Origin of the sequence: Bradyrhizobium sp. RDI18 (genome assembly GCF_043203335.1) — a bacterium.
Classification (GTDB): domain Bacteria; phylum Pseudomonadota; class Alphaproteobacteria; order Rhizobiales; family Xanthobacteraceae; genus Bradyrhizobium; species Bradyrhizobium retamae.
The window spans coordinates 2865540-2883901 of sequence record NZ_JBICRN010000008.1; the positions used below are offsets into that span (position 1 = coordinate 2865540).

Here is an 18362-nt window from a genome sequence, read left to right on the forward strand (position 1 = left end):
GGCACTACTCCGCCGGCTGCAGCGCGCGGGCGGCCTTGGCCGGCTTGGGCGCGCCGACGCGCAGGCGGCGATCCGAGAGCGACAGCAGGCCGCCGAACGCCATCAGGACAGGGCCCCACCAGATCAGAAGCACCAGCGGCTTGTGAAAGATGCGCACTGCGATGGCGCCTTCCGCATTGGTGTCGCCGAGCGAAACGTAGAGCTGGCTGGCGCCACGGGTCAGCAGCGCGGCCTCGGTCGTCGACGAGTCCCGCGTGGTGAAGTTGCGCTTCGACGGCATCATCACCTGGAGCGTTTCGCCGTCGAGCGCAACCGTGAACTGCGCTATCATTTCACGGAAGTTCGGTCCCTGCCGTTGCGTGATCTCGTCGAGCTTCAACTGATAGCCGGCGACGCTTGCGACATCGCGCGGCTTCATCGTGCCGATATACTCGCTATTCCAGGTGGTCTCGCAGACGATGCCGATCAGCGCGACGCCAATGCCGGCATGCGCGAACGCCGTGCCCCAGGTCGCGCGCGGTAGCCCACGCGCACGGGCCATCGCGGTGGCCAAGGGAACGCGGAACAGCGCCGTGCGTTCGGCGAGATCAGTCAAGGCGCCGCCAATCACGAATATCGCAAGCCCGATCGCCAGCGGGGCGAGCGTGGCTCCGCCATGGGTCCATGCAAACAGCACCGCAATTGCGACCAGCGCCGCGATGCCGGCCGCGGTCAGCCGCTGCGCCGCGCCGAGGAGATCGCCACGCTTCCAGGCCAGCAGCGGCGCAAACGGCATGGCGACCAGGAGCGGCACGAACAGCGGCCCAAAGGTCAGGTTGAAAAAGGGTGCGCCGACCGAAATCTTGTCGCCGGTCAGCACTTCCAGCGCCAACGGATACAGCGTTCCGATGAACACGGTGGCGCAGGCGGAGGTGAGAAAGAGATTGTTGAGCACCAGCGCGCCCTCGCGCGAGACCGGCGCGAACAGCCCGCCCTGCTTCAGCGCCGAGGCGCGCCAGGCATACAGCGTAAGACTGCCGCCGATGAACAGGCACAGGATCAGCAGGATGAACACGCCCCGCGAAGGATCGGTCGCGAACGCGTGCACAGAGGTCAGCACGCCCGAGCGCACCAGGAAGGTGCCAAGCAGCGACAGCGAAAACGCCAGGATCGCCAGCAGGATCGTCCAGACCTTCAGCGCGTTCCGCTTTTCCATCACGACGGCGGAATGCAGCAGCGCGGTGCCGGCGAGCCAGGGCATCAGGGAAGCATTCTCGACCGGATCCCAGAACCACCAGCCGCCCCAGCCGAGTTCGTAATAGGCCCAGTACGAACCCATGGCGATGCCGAGCGTGAGGAAAATCCACGCCACGAGCGTCCACGGCCGCACCCAGCGCGCCCAGGCCGCGTCGATCCGGCCTTCGATCAAGGCGGCGATCGCGAACGAGAACGAGATCGAAAACCCGACATAGCCGAGATAGAGCATCGGCGGATGCACGGCCAGCCCAATGTCCTGCAGCACCGGATTGAGGTCACGGCCCTCGATCGGCGGGCTCGCAATGCGCAGAAACGGGTTCGACGTGACCAGGATGAACAGATAGAACGCAGCCGCGATCCAGCCCTGCACGGCCAGCACATGGGCGCGCAGCGACAGCGGCAAATTGTTGCCGAAGGCGGCAACCAGGCCGCCGAACAGCGCCAGGATCGACACCCACAGCAGCATCGATCCTTCGTGATTGCCCCACACGCCGGTGATCTTGTAGAGCAACGGCTTCATCGAGTGCGAATTCTCGAACACGTTGACGACGGAGAAATCCGAGGCGACGTACAGCATCGTCAGCGCCGTGAACGAGGCCGCCACGAACAGCAATTGCGCCAGCGCCGTGGAGCGAGCGACATTCATCAGTGCAGGATCGCCCCAGCGCGCGCCCAACATCGGAACCGTGGACTGGATCAGCGCCAGCGCGAGCGCCAGCACCAGCGCATAATGCCCGGCTTCCGCGATCACTTCGAAGTCCCCCGGACCGGCGCAGACGCCGCTGTGGCGCCCGGCTTGGCGCCGTAATCATCCTTCCAGTGCCCCTGCTTCTTCAGGGCGTCGGCGACATCCTTGGGCATATAGGTCTCGTCATGTTTGGCGAGCACCGTGTCGGCCTTGAACACGCCGGACGCATCCAGTGCGCCTTCGGCGACGACGCCCTGCCCTTCGCGGAACAGGTCCGGCAAAATTCCCTTGTAGGTCACCGGAAGCGTGGCGCTGCCGTCGGCGACGCTGAAATTGACCGCGAGATTGTCGCCGCGCACCAGCGAGCCCGGCTGCACCAGGCCGCCGAGGCGGAACCGCTTGCCGGGCGGGATATGCTTTTCCGCCGCCATGCTCGGCGTGGAAAAGAACACAATGGAGTCGCGCATCGCGTTCAGCACCAGCGCCGCCGCAACCGCAAGCACCGCGAGCGAGCCGCCGATCATGGTCAAACGCCGCTGCTTGCGCGTCATCAATATCCCCTGCCTTCGTCTTTGGGTTCCGCCATCCGGCCCTATCCATCAAGCCCGAGATTTTTCAGGCCTTCATTGAGCTGGCGCAAGCGTTCGGCATCGCCCGCGACCGCCTGGCGCGCTTCGGTGCGCGCGCTCGTCGCCTTGTCGCGTTCGCCCATCACCATATAGGCCCGCACCAGCCGCAGCCAACCCTCGACATCGCTGCCGTCCTGCTTCAGCCGCGCCGCCAGCCGATCGACCATGCCACGGACCATCGTCCCGCGGTCCGCCTCGTTCATGTCCCTGGCCGCGGCCATTGCATCATCGGAGAGCGCCGGCGCGACGGGGGCGCCGACCCGGGTCAGCGCCGCCTCGATCAGCGGCCGCCACGGCGCGTCGGCCGGCGCCTTTGACAGCATCGCCCGCCAGATCGCCGCAGCGTCGGCCTTCCGGCCATCCTGCTCTGCAGCGAGCCCGAGGAAATAGCTGGCCCTGGGATCGTCGGCGTTTTGCGCCACCGCGCGCTCGAATTCGGCCTTGGCCTCCGCCGTGACGACGCCGCCCGCCCTGGCAACCAGCGCCTCACCGAGATCGGAGCGGCGCTCGGCGCTGTCGCCGGCATGTTGAATCACGTTGCGGTAGGCTCGGACGGCGTCATCCCACCGACCGAGCCGCGCCAGCACCGGCGCCAGCACCGTCCAGCCGCGGCCGTCGGTCGGATTCTTCTCCAGATGCGCTTCGACTTGCGCCACCATGTTTTCGAGCGGCTGGCTGGCGTCCGCCATACGGGTGCGCGAGGCGAGCGGGAAATCACCGAGACGCGGCGATCCAAGCGCGAGGTAGAACGTCACTGCCGCGATCGGCAACCCCACCAGTGCTACGACAGCCGAGGCACGGCGCAGGCCAAGGTTGGCGCGCGCCGGCTGGTTGCGCTCGCCGTCCGCGGCGGCGAGCAGGCGGCGGCCGATTTCGACACGCGCGGCTTCGGCTTCGGACAAGCCGATCAGCCCGGCTGCGACATCGCGGTCGATCTCGGCGAGCTGATCCTTGTAGACGACCGCCTCGCTGCCGCCGGCCTGCGCAGACGAGCCGCGGCTCAATGGCCAGAGCACGGCAAAAATCGCCGCGACCGTCATCAGCGCGAACACAAACCACAGCGTCATCAAGTAGTTCCCGGGGGCGGAACGGCGCTTCCCAAGCCAGCGCCGATGCGCCGCTTTACACCACCGGGGGCAAGTCCGGCAATTGACAATTGCGGCAGAAAAACCGGAAGGGCGGCCAACCGTCGCCGGCGATCCGGAGTTCCTCAGCGCAGTTAGGCCAGGCCTCTCCGCCGGATCGCGGCTTGCAAATCCATTAACCCTAAATTGCAGCGGACCCTGCATGCACCGTCGAGCCTGGTGCGTTGGCCTATAGCGTTTGCACCAAGACGTAGGCGATGCTACACAATGGGGCTGAGGCATTAATTGCGTGCAGAGGCAGATCGATGCGATCCTGGAAGGCATTTCGACGTGGCGCTGTTCCGTCCAACCCCGTCAAAACTCCATTTGGCCTGAAACTCCGCCGCAGCGTTCCGCTTCTGTCACTTCCGCTGCTGTTGCTGTCATTTCCGGCAGCCGCCCAGGATGCAACGGAAAGGACAGTGATCGCGGCGGCAGCGCTACCCCGCGATCTCAGCCCCTGGGGCATGTTCATGCAGGCCGACGTCGTCGTCAAAGCGGTGATGATCGGCCTGGCCTTTGCGACCGCGGTCACCTGGACGGTGTGGCTCGCAAAGACGATCGAGCTGATCAAGGCGCGACGGAATGCCCGACACGCCCTGCGCGAGCTCGCCGACGTCCGGAACGTGGAAGACGCCGCGCGGCAGGTCCCCGAGGGCGCAGTTGCCCAGTTGCTCGAGGGTGCCCTGGCAGAATTGAGATTGAGCACCGATCGAATGGACAAGGAGGGGATCAAGGCAAGGATCGCCTCCCGGCTGCAGCAGATCGAGGCGGCGGCAAGCCGGCGCATCGGACTGGGCACCGGCGTGCTTGCGACCATCGGATCGACCGGTCCCTTCGTCGGACTGTTCGGCACGGTCTGGGGAATCATGAACAGCTTCATCGGAATATCGAAGTCGCAAACCACCAACCTCGCCGTGGTCGCGCCTGGAATTGCCGAGGCGCTGCTGGCGACGGCGCTCGGGCTGGTGGCGGCGATTCCCGCCGTCATGATCTACAATCTCTTTGCACGTCAGATCGCCTCCTACCGGGCGCTGCTCGGGGACGGATCCGCAGAGATCACGCGACTGGTCGGCCGCGACCTCGATAGCGGCACCGTGCTGGTGCGGCGGCACCTCACAGCGGCGGAGTAGCAGCCATGGCCGCCAGTCTGAACCAAGGCAACGGCGATCTCGCCGAAGTCCATGAGATCAACGTGACACCGTTCATCGACGTCATCCTCGTTCTGCTCATCATCTTCATGGTTGCCGCGCCGCTTGCGACCGTCGATATCGCCGTCGATCTTCCGGCGTCGAACGCGCAGCCGCAGCCGCGGCCGGACAAGCCGGTCTATCTGACGGTGAAGCCGGACCTGTCGCTTTCCGTCGGGAACGAAACCGTGGGGCGTAGCGCACTGCCCGGCGCGCTCGATGCAAGCACCAGCGGCCAGAAGGATACCCGCATTTTCCTGCGTGCCGACAAGCTCGTCCCCTATGGCGAGGTGATGCAGGTCATGAACATGTTGCGGGCCGCCGGCTACCTCAAGGTCGCCCTGGTCGGAATGGAGCAAGCCTCATCGCCATGATGCAGCTTGCGGCCGAAGATCGTTCCGACCTTCAACGATGGATGTTCAGCAGCTTCGCGGTGCTGTGCGTCTACGCCGGATTGACCGCCACGCTCGCCACCTGGCGCGACGCGGACGACACCGTGGCCGCCGATCCTTCGGGCGCGATCGTGGTCGAGCTGGCACCGTTGGCCGCAGCACCAGCGACGACGCCGACCGACATTGCGCCCGGTCCGGAGCAGGTGATGTCGGAGGCGCAGCCGGTGGCGAAGCCCGAGGAGACGCCACCCGATGAAACGCCCGAGTTGCCGCCCGCTCCCAATCCGGACGCGGCTGTGGCTTTGCAGAGCAAGCCGCAGCCTGACGTGACGACGCAGCAGCAGGCGGCGGCCACCACGACATCGGCACCGCCCGCGATCAACGAACGGATCGCACTGGTCGCCGTGGCACCGACCCAGGGTGTGCCGAATGACAAGAATTCGGAGGCCGTCGTGACATGGCGAACCCAGGTCCTCGCTTTGGTTGAAAAGAACAAGCGATATCCGGAAGCCGCGCGGTCGCGGCGCGAGCAAGGGACGGCGCAGGTGTCGTTTACGCTGGATCGCAAGGGAATGGTTGTCAGCGCGCGTTTAACTCAAAGTTCGGGATCCGGCGCCCTTGACGAGGAAGCGCTCGCGCTCCTCAAGCGCGCGCAGCCCTTCCCTGCGCCGCCCGCAATGTTTCCCGGCGAATTTGTTGTCGTGAGGCAGCCGATCCGCTTCACGGTCAAATAGGGCAGATAGCAGGCGGCATTCGACCGTCTGGTCACAGCATCAGTTCGATGCGTTAATGCACGACGGTCGCGCCGCCACCGAATCTGTAGTTCATCCCGATCCTGACACCATCACTGGTCACCCGCGTGTTGGCGTCAAACGCAACCGCCGTATTGACCGCCACAGGCGGCGTCGAACGCACCGAGCCGAAATCCATGTGGAGATATTCGAGCTTTGCGGTCCAGTTGCCTGTAAGCTGCTTCTCGAAACCGGCGCCGACAGCCCAGCCGAACCGATACAAGTGCCGATCCAGAGACGCCGTGGTTGCGATACCCGCATTGTCGAAACCTGCAACCGCCGTTGACGTCGTTATCTTGCCGAACGGAACGCCCGCGGTGGCGTAGGCAAGCAGGTCCGGCGTCACAAGCGTTCCGACGCGGCCGCGAACCGAGGCCACCCACCCCAAGCGATAGTCCAGGCTCGCCGTCACGGTGGCATCGAGCGGAGCGAGCGCCGGGTTGCAGATGTTGCCCGGGCAAGCGGTGGTGCTGCTTCCGCGCTGATTGCGATATTCAAGATCGCCTTCAATGCCTGCCAGCATCCGGCCCGACGTCCAGTTATAGCCGGCCTGTCCGCCAATACTGGCGGTATCGTGCGTGGACGACAGGCGGGCTCCGGCGAGCGAGGCACCGCTTGCAACGTCGTTGAACGCAGCGTTGGTAACGCCCTCGCCCCTCAAATATCCGACATTGCCGCCGGCATAGATGCCCGCCCAGTTCCAGGCCGCCGCTTCGGGCGCGGGGCTCTTGTAGTAGCCGTTGCCGGCCGGCCGTCTCGCCGTGCCGATCCAGGTGCCGGGCGGGCCGCTTGGCCGGTCGACACCGTATTTGACGTTGAGAAACAGCTTGAAGCCACGACCCGGCTGCAGGATCTCGTCCTTGTGGAATTGAACGGAGTTGCGAATGTTGGCGTTGAGCAGATTGTCGCCAACTACCCCGGTCGCGACCTCAACCGCGCCCCACGGCGAATCCTTCCAGAATTTCCGGTGCTCGAGTTGTACCTTCACCAAATCATATCCGGCGGTCGGCGTGTCGAATTGCGGAATGTCGTTCTGCGCAAACGCGTGCAACACGCCGACGCGCGCGAACCAATTGTCGTTGCGCCAGTAGACGCCGCCGCCAAGGCGCATCGGAGGAATGCGCGGCACGTTGCTGCCGTCGGTGAAGGTCGCCCGCACGACATCATATTGGCCATCGAGGCCAAGGGTGCCCTTGCCAAGTTGCGCGGCGTCCCACTGCCACGCCAGTTCGCCGCCGCGGAAAGTCGCGTCACGCTGATCGTAGTTGACCTGGATGTAGTCGGTGCCGGCGCCGCATGAAGCAAACGTTTCCTGACAAAAGATGCCGGTGGCGCGCGAGAAAATGAACTTGTCGTACGACGTGTAGTAGGCATTCGCGGCGAACCTGAAATCGCCATCCGTACGTTTCAAGCCGATTTCCGCGGTCTGCGCGGTTTCGATTCCGAGGTTAGGGTTGCCGATCTTGAACGTCTTCTCCGAACCGTCGGGACCCTGGGCGAACAGTTCGAGAGCGCGCGGCGCACGTTCGATCCGTTGCAGCGTCAGGCTGGCTTCCAGCGAGGATGGAAGATCCTTGATGATGCCGAAGCTGATGCTCTTCGGCATGAAGTCGAGCTTGGCGGCGGCCCTGCCCGGCTCATCCGGCGGTGGGAGAAAGTTCGGCGGGAAAGTGAATGCCGTTCCCGCGACATTGACTCCCTCGATGCGGCCCGCCAATTGCGTGCGCAGCGTGTCCGTGTGCCTGACTTCATTGAGGAAGTACGCTGCCGCCGTTCTGGTCTGGGCCGGAAGCAGGATCGCCTGCCCTGCCGTATCCAGTTGCTGGTAAGCACCTTGCGCACCGAAAATGCTGGTCAGAGGACCGATCGGCGTGGCGAGCGGCGCGAGTTCGAACTCGAGCTTGCCCTCGGTCTGCTTGCTCTTGAAGGTTGCGGTAATCTCCTGGAAGCCGGTGGTGGCGAGCACCGTCTCGTCGTGCCGGTACTCCGAATATCCGGTCCAGTACCTGATCGCGGCAAGTACGCTTGCGTCCGGGCGATACTCGCCCTTGGAACTGATCTTGGTTTGCTCGAGGTCGTTATGCTGACGGGCATCCGCGGTCGCAATACCGGGGACATAATAGTCGCTGGTGAAGCGGGAGACGGCGATGCCGGCATAACCGCCGTCGAAAAGCCAGGAGCCGCCGATCGCAGCGCCTGCGCTTTGCGAAGCGGAATTCGGCTGCTTGCCGTTGAAGGCAGGCGCCGGGATTGGCGGGACCAGATATGGGTAACTCGGGACGCTGTAATCGCTGGACGAGCGCCCGTAGATGTCGGCATGAACGGCGGCGTTGCGGCCGCCGGCATCCAGCAACAGGCCGCTCTCCCATCCCTTGTTGACGCTTGTCACGCCCGACCTCAGTTCTGCAGCCATCCCCCCGAGCGGCGCAGCGGTCGGAATCCGGTTGTTGTTGACGTCGACGACGCCGCCGACGGCTTGCGAGCCGAAGCGGAGCGCACCCGGTCCGCGAATGACGTCGACCTTCTGGATGGCGAGAGGGTCGATCGGCACCGCGTGGTCCTGCGCGATGTCGACACGTCGACCGCACCGACGCCGTTCTCCTGAATGCGGACCTTTGCGTCCGACAGGCCACGCAAGATCGGGCGCGACGATTCCGTGGCAAGGCCTGCCGAAGTTGCGCCGGGCATATTGGTGAACAGGCTGCCGAATCCACCGTTGCTGCTGCCGGTCTGGATCTGGTTGCTCCCGATCGTCGACAGCGGCGCGAATGGCGGATTGAAGGGCGACGTTGGCGCGGGCGCGGGCGTTGGGCCCGGCAGCGGTGCCGCCACGGTCGTCGAACGCCGACCGGGCTCGCTGCGCGCGGCCCGCCGCGCGGGTTTAGGCTGACGCCCCTCGACGGTCACTTGCGGCATGTCGATTTCCGCCGGCGCGCTCGGCGTGGCTTGCGGTCCGGCCGCCGGGGCCGGCGCGGTCTGCGACGGAGCCGGCTCCGCCGGGGCTTGCCCCGCTGCCGGCGGCGCCGGAGCGGCTGATTCGGCAGACGGCGCGGCCTGGGGCGTCGGTAGCGCGGGCGCTGCGGTTTGCGCGAGCGCCGCAGCGTGACTCAACCAGACCACGGCCAGTGCCGATGTGCCCGCAAGGGCCATTCGCGTCGCGCGCATATTCATCCCCAACCGATCGCGCTTCAGCAACAGCCACTTGATAAGCCGCAACACCAAAACGTAGGTAAGGCTACATGTTAATGCTGGACCGTTAACTGTCAAGATGCTGCGAACGAGTCGCAATTCCAGGCGCCTCGCCTGTTGCAGACCGGGACAAGCCGCCAACTTGCAATGTGGTCGGCAGCACGCCATGGTCGCGCCTCGTCTGGATGGATTCGCCTGGAAGGTGCAGTGGTGCGTAAGCCCTCGACAAATCGGGCCAAACCGATGCAGCCGCTGCCCGCGGAACAAACGCAGGCGCGCCGCTTCGGAAAGGCACGATCGGCGCGATCGACCGCGGTTCTGGAAGACTATGTCGAATTGATCTCCGATCTGCTCGGCACGACCGGCGAGGCGCGCCCGACCGACATCGCCCGCAGGCTGGGCGTATCGCACCCGACGGCGATCGACACCATTGCGCGGTTGAAGCGCGAAGACCTGGTTACGGCCCGCCCTTACCGCGGGGTGTTCCTGACCGAAAAGGGTGAGACCCTCGCCAAGCGCGTCCGCGCCCGTCACCGTCTGGTGGTCGACGTCTTGTTGGCGCTCGGCGTTCCGCAGGAAGCCGCGGAGGCCGACGCCGAGGGCATCGAACATCATGTTTCCGATGTGTCGCTGAAGGCCTTCGCCGAATTTCTTCGCGGCGCCAAGGATCGACGCAAGTCATGACGCGGTAGATCAGAGGCGGCGCTAGCCGGCTTTGGTCGCTTTACGCTCGCCGGTCACGGCATTTTCGGCCGCCCGGCTCATCAGCGACGCGTAGTCATGGCCGAACAGGATTTCGCAGAAGCGGATCGCCGCCTTGGCCTGCATCTGCCGGTAGGCACGCGCCCTGGTGTCGGCGCCGCGCAGCGCCTGCACCAGGCTCTCGGTGGAATGCTCGACGTAATGCTGCAGATCGGAATAGGTCCGCAGGGTGACTTCGTTGATGGCGAGTTCGCTGGCATAGGTGCGGCACACCGCCACGAAGTCGATCAGGGCGGCGATCTCTTCGACCTCCGCGGCGTCGATCTTCGGCGCCGAAGCGATATCCTTGTCGGCGCGCTGACGCAGGATGCGGCGGACCCGGCCGGGCACGCTCTCGATCTCCGACTGCAGCGAATTGGAAATATCGGCCCGGATCGACGTGAGCTGGCGGCCCCACGCGGAATCGTTGCGCAGATCGAGCTCGGTGCGCAAGCCCCGCACGCCATCGTGCAGGATTTTCAGTTGGTCGCCAACATTGTCGAAATGGCCACGCCTGATGTCCGTGCGCAGGCAGGCCGTGAGAAACGAGAGATCGTGCAGCGCGATCGTGACGGCGATGCAGTAGGGCGTGGCCGCCACGCGGATCTCGTCGTCGGAGGCCGCCATCTTGACCGCGAGACGGATGATCTGCCACGGCGCCGCCAATCGCTGCATGATCAGCGACAGCGCGAACGGCAGCAATTGCGGCGTCTGCAACGACGGCACGTTGAGCGCCGACGTCACCGTCTCGAGCTGGGAGGGCGTCAGCACCCGAATCTGGCCGGGAAGCCGGCTGCCGAGCGTCTCCATCGCCTCACGGGCCCGCAGCACCGCGCCGATCGACAGCAAATCCTCGACTACATTCGGCGAGCCAATGCGCGAGAGCGCACGATGCCTGTCCTCGCCCTGCACCGGAGTGGCGATCTTGACGATCGCCTCGGCTGCGGCGAGCTGGAATTTACGAGTCGCGGCTCCGAGACCTGCGGTGGAGCCGCTCAGCCTGATTTCGCTGAGTGTCGTTTCGAATGCGCGCACGGCCTCGGGCGCGCCATCGCGGCCAAGCCATTGCCAGACCGGCAGCAACGACGCGCGCCGGACCTGCCCGGCGCGCACCGGAAAATTGCCCTCGACAAGAAATGGCTCGAGCGGACCGTACAGCAGCCGCGCCGGATCGTCGGTGCGCGGACGCGCCTCGTCGTCGTCTTCCTCGGTCCCGCGCACGACCTTGCGCAATTGCTCGAGCACGAAATTGGCGACGGCGAGGTCTTCCCCACGGTCGATGGCGCGCTCGAACTCCCGCATCAGCAGCGCCTGCGATTGAGGCGGGAGCTGGGCGAGATAGTCCCTCAGCCGCTCTGTCGATGTCTGGCTCATTCGCCTGGTGTGGATATGTTTGTGTCACGCGGACGGCAAAGCGCGTCCACCGCCGATTTTAGAAGTGTGCGCGTTAAGAAGCCGTTTAGGAATAACGAAATCGCCCCGGGCAGTGCCGGATGGCGCCCCTTCAATCCCAGGCAATTCAGCCCGATAAGGCGTTCATACCCCCGGCAACACCAGCTCTGCCCGCAGCCCGCCGATCGGGGCGTCGCCCAGGACAAGGCTACCGCCATAGAGACCGGCGAGATCGACCACGATCGAAAGCCCAAGCCCGGAGCCCGGCTTGGATTCGTCCAGGCGCTGGCCGCGCCGGGATACCTGCGCGCGCTCGGCAGCGGATAATCCGCGGCCATCGTCATCGACGATGAGCCGCAGCCGCGGCCCGGTGCCGGGCTCGGCCGGCGCTTCCGCGCGCACCTCGATGAATACCTGCGAGGCCGCCCACTTGCAGGCATTGTCGACCAGATTGCCGGCCATCTCCTCAAGATCCTGGCGCTCGCCGCGGAACTTTGCCTGCGGGTCCGCCTTGACTGCGATCTTGACGCCACGATCCCGGTGGATCTTTTCCATGGTCCGCCGCAGCGCCTCGATGGCGGGCGCGACCTCGGTGACGGTGCCGACGATGGTGACGCGCGCGGCGATGCGTGCGCGCTCGAGGTGATGCGCGACCTGATCCCGCATCACAAAAGCCTGCTCCAAAACCTTGTTCGCAAAGGGATCCACCGTGTGGGCGGAGGCCTCGTTGACGATCACCGACAGCGGCGTCTTGATTGCATGGGCAAGGTTGCCGACGTGGGTGCGGGCGCGCTCGACGATCTCGCGGTTGGCGTCGATCAGCGCGTTGGTCTCGCGCGCCAGCGGCGCGATCTCGACCGGAAATTGGCCCTCAAGCCGTTCGGCGCGTCCGGAACGGATGTCGGCGATCGATTCCGAAATGCGTTTGAGCGGCGCCAGCCCGAAGCGGACCTGGAAGATCGTGGTCAGGAGCAGCACGATGCCGAGCGCTGCGAAGGTGCCGCCGAGGTAATAATCGAAGGCGCGGATTTCGTCGAAAATCTCGGATGCGTCGCCGGCCACGCTGACCAGAAACTTGCCGTCGGCGCCGAGGTCGACCGGCCGCTCGACCACCCTCAGATCCTGGCCCTCCGGACCGTCGACGTAACCGAGACGGATCCCGGCCGGCGTCAACTCCGCGCCGATATCCTCGAGCTTCGGCAGCTTCTTGTCCCATAGCGAGCGCGAGGCCTTTGTTTCGGCCTTTTCGTCGGTCCGGACGATCTGCCAGTACCAGCCGGACAAGGGCAGTTCGAACAGCGGTTCGCCGAGCGACTGGAACTGTTGGTCAGGCGGCTCGTCCGGCGTTGCGACTTCGGCGATCAGGGTGCGGAGGTAGAGGTTGAGGCGGCGGTCGAAGGCGCGCTCGGTCGCGTTCCGGTAGACCGATGACAGGATCACGCCGGTGATGACCAGGATCACGACCACCCACGCGGTCGCCGACAGGAACAACCGCGTGGCGAGCGAACTTCCGCGCATCAGAACAAGATCCCGAAAAGCGTACCCCAGGCTCCAATCCTGCGGATGGAGACGGGCCTTCGGATAAGATCATGCTCGAATAAAAGAGCAAGGCTCATCAGGCGCCCGATGAGGGCGGCGTCAAGAGATAGCCGAGCCCACGCACGGTCTGGATGATGTCGACGTCGAGCTTCTTGCGGATGCGGCCGACGAACACCTCGATGGTGTTGGAGTCGCGGTCGAAGTCCTGGTCATAGAGATGCTCGACTAGTTCGGTGCGCGACACCACGCGCCCGGTGTGATGCATCAGATAGGCCAGCAGCCGGTATTCGTGCGAGGTCATCTTGACCGGATTGCCTGAGACGCTGACCCGCCCGGTGCGGGTATCCAGCGAGACCGGGCCGCAGGTCAGTTCCGACTGGGCGTGGCCGGTGGAGCGGCGCAGCAGCGCGCGAATGCGCGCCAGCACTTCTTCGAGGTGAAACGGCTTTGCGACATAGTCGTCGGCGCCGGCATCAAACCCCTGCACCTTGTCGCTCCAGCGGTCGCGCGCGGTGAGGATCAGGACCGGCATGGCGCGGCCGTTGCGGCGCCACGCCTCCAGGACCGAGATGCCGTCCATCTTCGGCAGCCCAATGTCGAGCACGACGGCGTCATAGGGCTCGCTGTCGCCCAGATAGTGCCCCTCCTCGCCGTCGAACGCGCGATCAACCACATAACCGGCATCCGTCAAAGCCGTCGTAAGCTGACGGTTGAGATCCGGATCGTCCTCAACAACAAGCAGGCGCAAGCTGGCCTCCAATAGTGAGCCCTACAATATCAGTTCTCATGATGAGGCTCAGCGGGGTGAACGGGCCATGAACGAGGCACACCGGGCAGTGCGACTTTTTCGTCATGACGCTTTTCCGCGGGCCCGGGCGCGCCCGCAAACCGTAGGCCCCAACGCCTAACATGCCCGATCGGATGCCCCAAGGGGGCTCGGCAGGTTGCTTATGGCAACGGCTCCCGAAAAGCAGGGCCCACGGCCCAGCCGCGCGGATAAACACCCTGGTCGCGCAGCCTCGCTCAATCCCTTACGTGCGGAAGAATATGAACCAGACGATGCCAAGGATCAGAATCGCGAGCCCGGTCGATACCGTCAGGAGTGCAAGCACGGACGGACCGGGCTCGGCTTGGCGCGCCTCGGTCGGGGTTTCGACGATCTGGCCATGTCGTTTCGTTGCCATGGGGACCTCTTCAAGTAAGTGCCTGTAATGTCAGCGAATGCTCCGACATCGCCTGCGAAAGCAACGCATGATCGAAAGTGATGTTCCGGGTATTGGGCCGTGCCGCGCGGCCGCCATGTTCAAAAGGTCGCAGGCCCGCCGCCGCAGAACGGCCCCCTCGAAGGTTAACGCCGTTCCGAGATTCCGTAGCCCGGCGTGTTTGAGACGGGGTGATCCGGTGGTATCCTTCCCGTTCGTCTGTTGCGTATTTTTTCGGAGTAGCCCATGGCCCCCCGCGCCAATTGGAAGGGTTTTCTGCGCCTGTCGCTCGTGACCTGTCCTGTCGCCCTCTATCCGGCGACCTCGGACACCGAGAAGGTCTCGTTCAACCAGATCAACCGGAAGACCGGCCACCGCATCAAATACGCCAAGGTCGACGCCGAGACCGGCGAGGAAGTCGCCAGCGAAGACATCATGAAGGGCTACAAGATCGATACCGACACCTACATCGAAGTGTCGAAGGACGAGCTTGACGACATCGCGCTGGAATCGACCCGCACCATCGAGATCGACGAATTCGTTCCGAAATCCGATATCGACGGCCGCTATCTGATCCGCCCCTATTATCTCGTGCCGGACGGCAAGGTCGGCCACGATGCGTTTGCGGTGATCCGTGAAACAATCCGCAGCATGGACAAGGTCGCGATCGGCCGCGTGGTGCTGACCAACCGCGAGCACATCATCGCGCTGGAGCCGCTTGAGAAGGGGCTGATGGGAACGCTGCTGCGTTACCCCTATGAAGTGCGCAACGAGCAGGAATATTTCGACGATATCCAGGACGTGAAGATCACCAAGGATATGCTTGATCTGGCAAAGCATATCGTCGAGCAGAAATCCGCCTCATTCGAGCCCGAGCAGTTCGAGGACCGCTACGAGCAGGCGCTGATCGATCTGATCAACCAGAAGCGCAACGGCCTGAGCACGAAGGCCAAGGCGGCGCCGAAGACCAGCGGCAACGTCATCAACCTGATGGACGCGCTGAAGCGCAGCATCGCCAGCGAGAAAGACGGCACCCCTGCCGCCGCCAAGGCCAAGGGCAAGAAGCCGAAGAAGGCCGCCGCGGGCCAGCGCGAGATGCTGTTGCCGATCAGCGGTAGCGGAAAGCGCGCCGCCAAGGAAACGGCGAAGGAAACGGCGAAGGAAGCGCCGAAGAAGGCGGAAAAGCCGGTGCGTACCGCCGCCCGGACCAAGAAGGCCGGATAATCGGGCAAGGAGCGCGATAGATAGAACCATCTAGCGCGCGATGCCGTGGTCGACCCCGTTCGATGATCCCATACCGCTTCGCGGCGGCCGTAAGCTCGCTACGCTGCAGCAGGCCGCCGACTATGTCATGGCATTGCCGGAGGAAGTGCAGCACGAGGCGCACTGGCAGGTCGCGGTGGAGAATCTGATCAACGCGGCCGAGACCGGCGGCGGCTGGCTGATGTTCGCGCGGATCGCGATGCTGCGGGCCCTCAATGCGGACCCAAAAGACAAGTAGCGCCGGTTTCAATCCCCGCCGCCGTCCCCGTCCCCGCTGCCAAAGTCCAACCCGCCATCGCAACCACCAGACGACCGGTCGTTGACCATCCAATCGATCAACAAGGCTGCGACCAATATCACGAAGAACACGCGCCACGGATTTTGCTGGCCATAGGCCAGAATTGTTGGCCACCAGGACACCAACAGCGGCCCAAATAGCAGTTCCGGCATGTGTGTCCGTGCGGCCTTGCCGCTATTTGAGCGAGGTGCTGACGTCGCTGAATTTCGTGCTGAGCGTGGTGCCGATGCCGTTGACGGCGCTGACGATCACGATGCTGATGCCGGCCGCAATCAGGCAATACTCGATGGCGGTAGCGCCGCGTTCATCGCCGACAAATCGTTCCAGTATTCGACGCATGGACAAACTCCTGTCGACGCTCCCCGAAATTCTCCCGCGCCATACTGCCTAAACTCTAGGTCGGAACGGTTGAAGAGGCCTTGCGGAACAGAATGAACGATCGATTAAGGGCGACGAGGAATTCCGTCCCGGAATCCTACGGTACGGAAAATTTACCATCGATTGTGTGCCGGCCAGTCACCCTCGCCCGATCGGCGTCTTGCGGAGTGAGCGCACATGATTGCGCAGAAGCGCGAAGCGGAAGGGAATTACATCGGTCTCTTGCACGACGAGACCGAGGAGCAGCGCGCCGCCGACATCTCGGCGGCCGCGAATTACCCTATCCTGGATCAGGTACTCGACCTGATTGCAGCGATGCTCAGCCGCCGCAGCAAAGCGAGATAGTCACCCCGCCCGCCACGGCGTTGAACAAGGGACCGGGCAAGAGCCCGGCCCATGGATCGTTCTCAGAAGTTGCGCTGGGCGCGGAACTGGAGCAGGACGGTGTCCTGATCCTTGAACTCGTAGAGCGCGTTCGGCTTCGGAGCGGTCGCCGTGAACACCGAGGAGCCCGACATCTTCTGGTCGAGATGGAACCACTGGACTTCGCCCGAGAAGGTCAGGTTCTTGACCGGGGTCCAGCGGGTGACGACGCCGAGCTGCGAGACGTTGAAGTCGGGGTTGCAACTGTAGGTGCCAGCCGCGGAGGCAACACCGGTCTGCCCCCCATGGCTGGCGGCAAAGGCGTTGCAATAAGCGCCCTTGGCCGTCGTGGTCCCCGCACCCAGCAGGTTGTCGTCGGCTCCGCCATCATACCTGACGGAAGAGTAGCTGCCGAACAAGCTGGTCGACCAGTACGGATTCCAGTTGTGATTGAACGCGCCGCGAACGCCCCAGGCCGTCGTCAAAGCGATACCGCCGGTACCGGCCGCACCCGGGAAGTAGACGCCATCGGTGGTCGCGCCGAAGCCCACGCTCTGGTAGCCGAAGCCGCTATCGCCGAACATCGCAAAGTTGGGCGAGGTGCCGCTGGTGGCGATGACGTACTTGGTGGCGCCCTTGGCGTAGGATACGTCGAGCTTGATATCGTCGCCTGCACCGGTCGGAATGTTCTTGATCTGCAACGCCGCCATCACCGCGCCGCCCCACTTGCTCTCGGGGTGGCCGCTGATTTCGGAAAACGCGGTCGGGACGGCGCCCGCGCCGAGCGTGTTGTACGAACCGCTCACTTCATGCGCGGCCGCCGACAACTGGAACAGACCCCAGGCCTGGTCCACCCGGATTCTGCCGACGATGTCCGGAGCGTGCGTGCCGGCATAGGCATTCGATCCGGTGCCGTTGGCGCCGATCGCGCTGGGGATGCTCAGATTGTAGACGGCGGTGCGATTCCATACGGTCGGGTCGTCGAGACCGATCGAGCCCGATACGCCGTTGCCGAACTCGGCGGTGTACTGGATGTTGTTGACGCCGGTGTCGGTGTTCTGACCGCCGAGCAAGGAGGAGTTAATATTCCCCGGGAAACCCTGCCACGGCGTGGCATAGGCTGATGCGGACTTACCGAAGGTGAAGCCGGCGAACTGGATGAAGAGATATTCAACCGCGACGTAGCCGCCGCCAGGGATGGACAGCGCGTTCGCCGCTCCGCCCGGAAACGCCGAGAGCGTGGTCGGATTGGAGCTGCCGAAATTGTTGAACTGGAAGTCGCCCTGGCCGAAGGTGCGGACCACGCCGTACTCGGTCGCGGTGCGGGTATCGATCGTCAGCGCCATACGGGAGCGGGCGACGAAGTAATCGCGGTAGCGGTTTTGCTGGCCAAGGTCGCTGCTCCAGGCCGGAGCGCCGTGCGCGCCGCCGTTGAAGGTGACGTCCGCACGCAGATAGCCGCCGATCTTGATGCAGGTGTCGGTGCCTGGGATATAGAAGAAGCCGGCGCCGTAAAGCGAACAGACCCTGACATATTCGACTGCCTTGGCCTTGACCGGAAGGTCGGCCGCCTGTGCGCCGCCCAGGGCGACCAGCCCCGCCGCCGAGCTTAGAATTAAAGTTCGCGCTGTTTTCATTGTTATATCTCCTGCTCGCGATGCCCCGCGACCTATGCAAATTGTGTCCCGCGATGCCCCGCGCTTCATGCAAATGCATGCGCACACACCTAGTGCAAAAATCTCCAGCGAGAATGACAAGGCCGTGAAGCCGCTTCAGTTGGCCGGCGGCTGTGACGTTTTCGCAACGCAGCAGCGTCGAGCCGGGTAAAAGCGATCCGCTTTCACCTGCAGCTCAGGCGCTCATAGCAAGAATATTCTCCCGCGGTTGGCGTCCCTTTTGGCTTGAGCGGCAAAACGCATATCAGCACTTCCGAACGCACGCGCCGTC

Annotated in this window: 19 protein-coding genes; 8 read left to right on the plus strand and 11 right to left on the minus strand. The window is 64.3% G+C overall.

What is annotated here, in order from left to right; all coding sequences use genetic code 11:
* Positions 1-4: 4 nt before the first annotated feature.
* From ACFXS9_RS23005 to ccmI, 3 genes are read right to left on the minus strand one after another with little or no spacing between them, the layout of a single operon-like run.
* Entirely contained in the window at positions 5-1987 is a 1983-nt protein-coding gene (locus tag ACFXS9_RS23005) for a heme lyase CcmF/NrfE family subunit (protein WP_392692263.1), read from the minus strand.
* Entirely contained in the window at positions 1984-2475 is a 492-nt protein-coding gene (gene ccmE / locus ACFXS9_RS23010) for a cytochrome c maturation protein CcmE (protein ID WP_392692266.1), read from the minus strand. Before ccmE ends, ACFXS9_RS23005 begins: the two co-directional genes overlap by 4 nt.
* 41 nt (positions 2476-2516) lie before the next feature.
* Positions 2517-3620, minus strand: coding sequence for a c-type cytochrome biogenesis protein CcmI (ccmI, locus tag ACFXS9_RS23015; protein ID WP_392692268.1), 1104 nt, complete (start codon positions 3618-3620; stop codon positions 2517-2519).
* A gap of 323 nt (positions 3621-3943) precedes the next feature.
* Between ccmI and exbB the strand changes: the two genes are divergently transcribed.
* The 3 genes from exbB to ACFXS9_RS23030 are packed head-to-tail and all read left to right on the plus strand — an operon-like array spanning position 3944 to position 5993.
* On the plus strand, positions 3944-4810 hold the full coding sequence (exbB, locus tag ACFXS9_RS23020) for a tonB-system energizer ExbB (protein ID WP_392692271.1): 867 nt from the start codon (positions 3944-3946) through the stop codon (positions 4808-4810).
* 5 nt (positions 4811-4815) lie between these two features.
* Positions 4816-5241: a TonB system transport protein ExbD gene (gene exbD, locus ACFXS9_RS23025; protein WP_065748287.1), complete on the plus strand. Its 426-nt coding sequence runs from the start codon at positions 4816-4818 to the stop codon at positions 5239-5241.
* Positions 5238-5993 (plus strand): energy transducer TonB, encoded by a 756-nt coding sequence (locus tag ACFXS9_RS23030; RefSeq protein ID WP_392692274.1) that lies wholly within the window; start codon positions 5238-5240, stop codon positions 5991-5993. The genes exbD and ACFXS9_RS23030 overlap by 4 nt, the downstream gene beginning before the upstream one ends.
* A 52-nt stretch (positions 5994-6045) precedes the next feature.
* Here the strand turns inward: ACFXS9_RS23030 and ACFXS9_RS23035 are convergent, their stop codons facing one another.
* Positions 6046-8601 carry a TonB-dependent receptor domain-containing protein gene (locus ACFXS9_RS23035; RefSeq protein ID WP_392692277.1) on the minus strand — a complete coding sequence of 852 codons (2556 nt, stop codon included), beginning with the start codon at positions 8599-8601 and terminating at the stop codon, positions 6046-6048.
* A 54-nt stretch (positions 8602-8655) separates the two neighbouring features.
* Here ACFXS9_RS23035 and ACFXS9_RS23040 point away from each other — a divergent pair, with 54 nt between their 5' ends.
* Positions 8656-8940, plus strand: coding sequence for a hypothetical protein (locus tag ACFXS9_RS23040; RefSeq protein WP_392692279.1), 285 nt, complete (start codon positions 8656-8658; stop codon positions 8938-8940).
* Positions 8941-9434: 494 nt separating this feature from the next.
* Entirely contained in the window at positions 9435-9923 is a 489-nt protein-coding gene (gene mntR, locus ACFXS9_RS23045) for a manganese-binding transcriptional regulator MntR (RefSeq protein WP_392699970.1), read from the plus strand.
* Between the two features lie 21 nt (positions 9924-9944).
* Here mntR and ACFXS9_RS23050 read toward each other — a convergent pair whose 3' ends face one another.
* The 4 genes from ACFXS9_RS23050 to ACFXS9_RS23065 all read right to left on the minus strand — a co-directional run bounded on the left by ACFXS9_RS23050 (position 9945) and on the right by ACFXS9_RS23065 (position 14095).
* Positions 9945-11354 (minus strand): hypothetical protein, encoded by a 1410-nt coding sequence (locus ACFXS9_RS23050; protein WP_392692282.1) that lies wholly within the window; start codon positions 11352-11354, stop codon positions 9945-9947.
* Between the two features lie 162 nt (positions 11355-11516).
* Positions 11517-12890, minus strand: a complete 1374-nt coding sequence (locus ACFXS9_RS23055; RefSeq protein ID WP_392692285.1) for an ATP-binding protein — start codon at positions 12888-12890, stop codon at positions 11517-11519.
* Between the two features lie 97 nt (positions 12891-12987).
* Positions 12988-13659, minus strand: coding sequence for a response regulator transcription factor (locus ACFXS9_RS23060; protein ID WP_392692288.1), 672 nt, complete (start codon positions 13657-13659; stop codon positions 12988-12990).
* Positions 13660-13942: 283 nt separating this feature from the next.
* Positions 13943-14095, minus strand: a complete 153-nt coding sequence (locus ACFXS9_RS23065; protein WP_176722012.1) for a hypothetical protein — start codon at positions 14093-14095, stop codon at positions 13943-13945.
* 264 nt (positions 14096-14359) lie between these two features.
* Here ACFXS9_RS23065 and ACFXS9_RS23070 point away from each other — a divergent pair, with 264 nt between their 5' ends.
* The gene (locus tag ACFXS9_RS23070) at positions 14360-15337 is read left to right on the plus strand and encodes a Ku protein (RefSeq protein ID WP_392692291.1); all 978 of its coding nucleotides are present in this window, start codon (positions 14360-14362) and stop codon (positions 15335-15337) included.
* Positions 15338-15377: 40 nt separating this feature from the next.
* Positions 15378-15614: a hypothetical protein gene (locus tag ACFXS9_RS23075; RefSeq protein ID WP_057848135.1), complete on the plus strand. Its 237-nt coding sequence runs from the start codon at positions 15378-15380 to the stop codon at positions 15612-15614.
* Positions 15615-15622: 8 nt separating this feature from the next.
* On the opposite strand, the gene ACFXS9_RS23080 is transcribed toward ACFXS9_RS23075, so the two are convergent.
* Both ACFXS9_RS23080 and ACFXS9_RS23085 read right to left on the minus strand, forming a co-directional pair.
* Positions 15623-15826, minus strand: coding sequence for a hypothetical protein (locus ACFXS9_RS23080; RefSeq protein ID WP_392692295.1), 204 nt, complete (start codon positions 15824-15826; stop codon positions 15623-15625).
* A gap of 22 nt (positions 15827-15848) precedes the next feature.
* Positions 15849-16013 carry a Flp family type IVb pilin gene (locus tag ACFXS9_RS23085; RefSeq protein ID WP_392692297.1) on the minus strand — a complete coding sequence of 55 codons (165 nt, stop codon included), beginning with the start codon at positions 16011-16013 and terminating at the stop codon, positions 15849-15851.
* Between the two features lie 216 nt (positions 16014-16229).
* Here ACFXS9_RS23085 and ACFXS9_RS23090 point away from each other — a divergent pair, with 216 nt between their 5' ends.
* Positions 16230-16397, plus strand: a complete 168-nt coding sequence (locus tag ACFXS9_RS23090) for a hypothetical protein (protein ID WP_392692300.1) — start codon at positions 16230-16232, stop codon at positions 16395-16397.
* Positions 16398-16459: 62 nt separating this feature from the next.
* Here the strand turns inward: ACFXS9_RS23090 and ACFXS9_RS23095 are convergent, their stop codons facing one another.
* A complete protein-coding gene (locus ACFXS9_RS23095) occupies positions 16460-18052 on the minus strand; it encodes a porin (RefSeq protein ID WP_392692302.1) in 1593 nt (530 codons plus the stop codon).
* Positions 18053-18362: the final 310 nt, after the last annotated feature.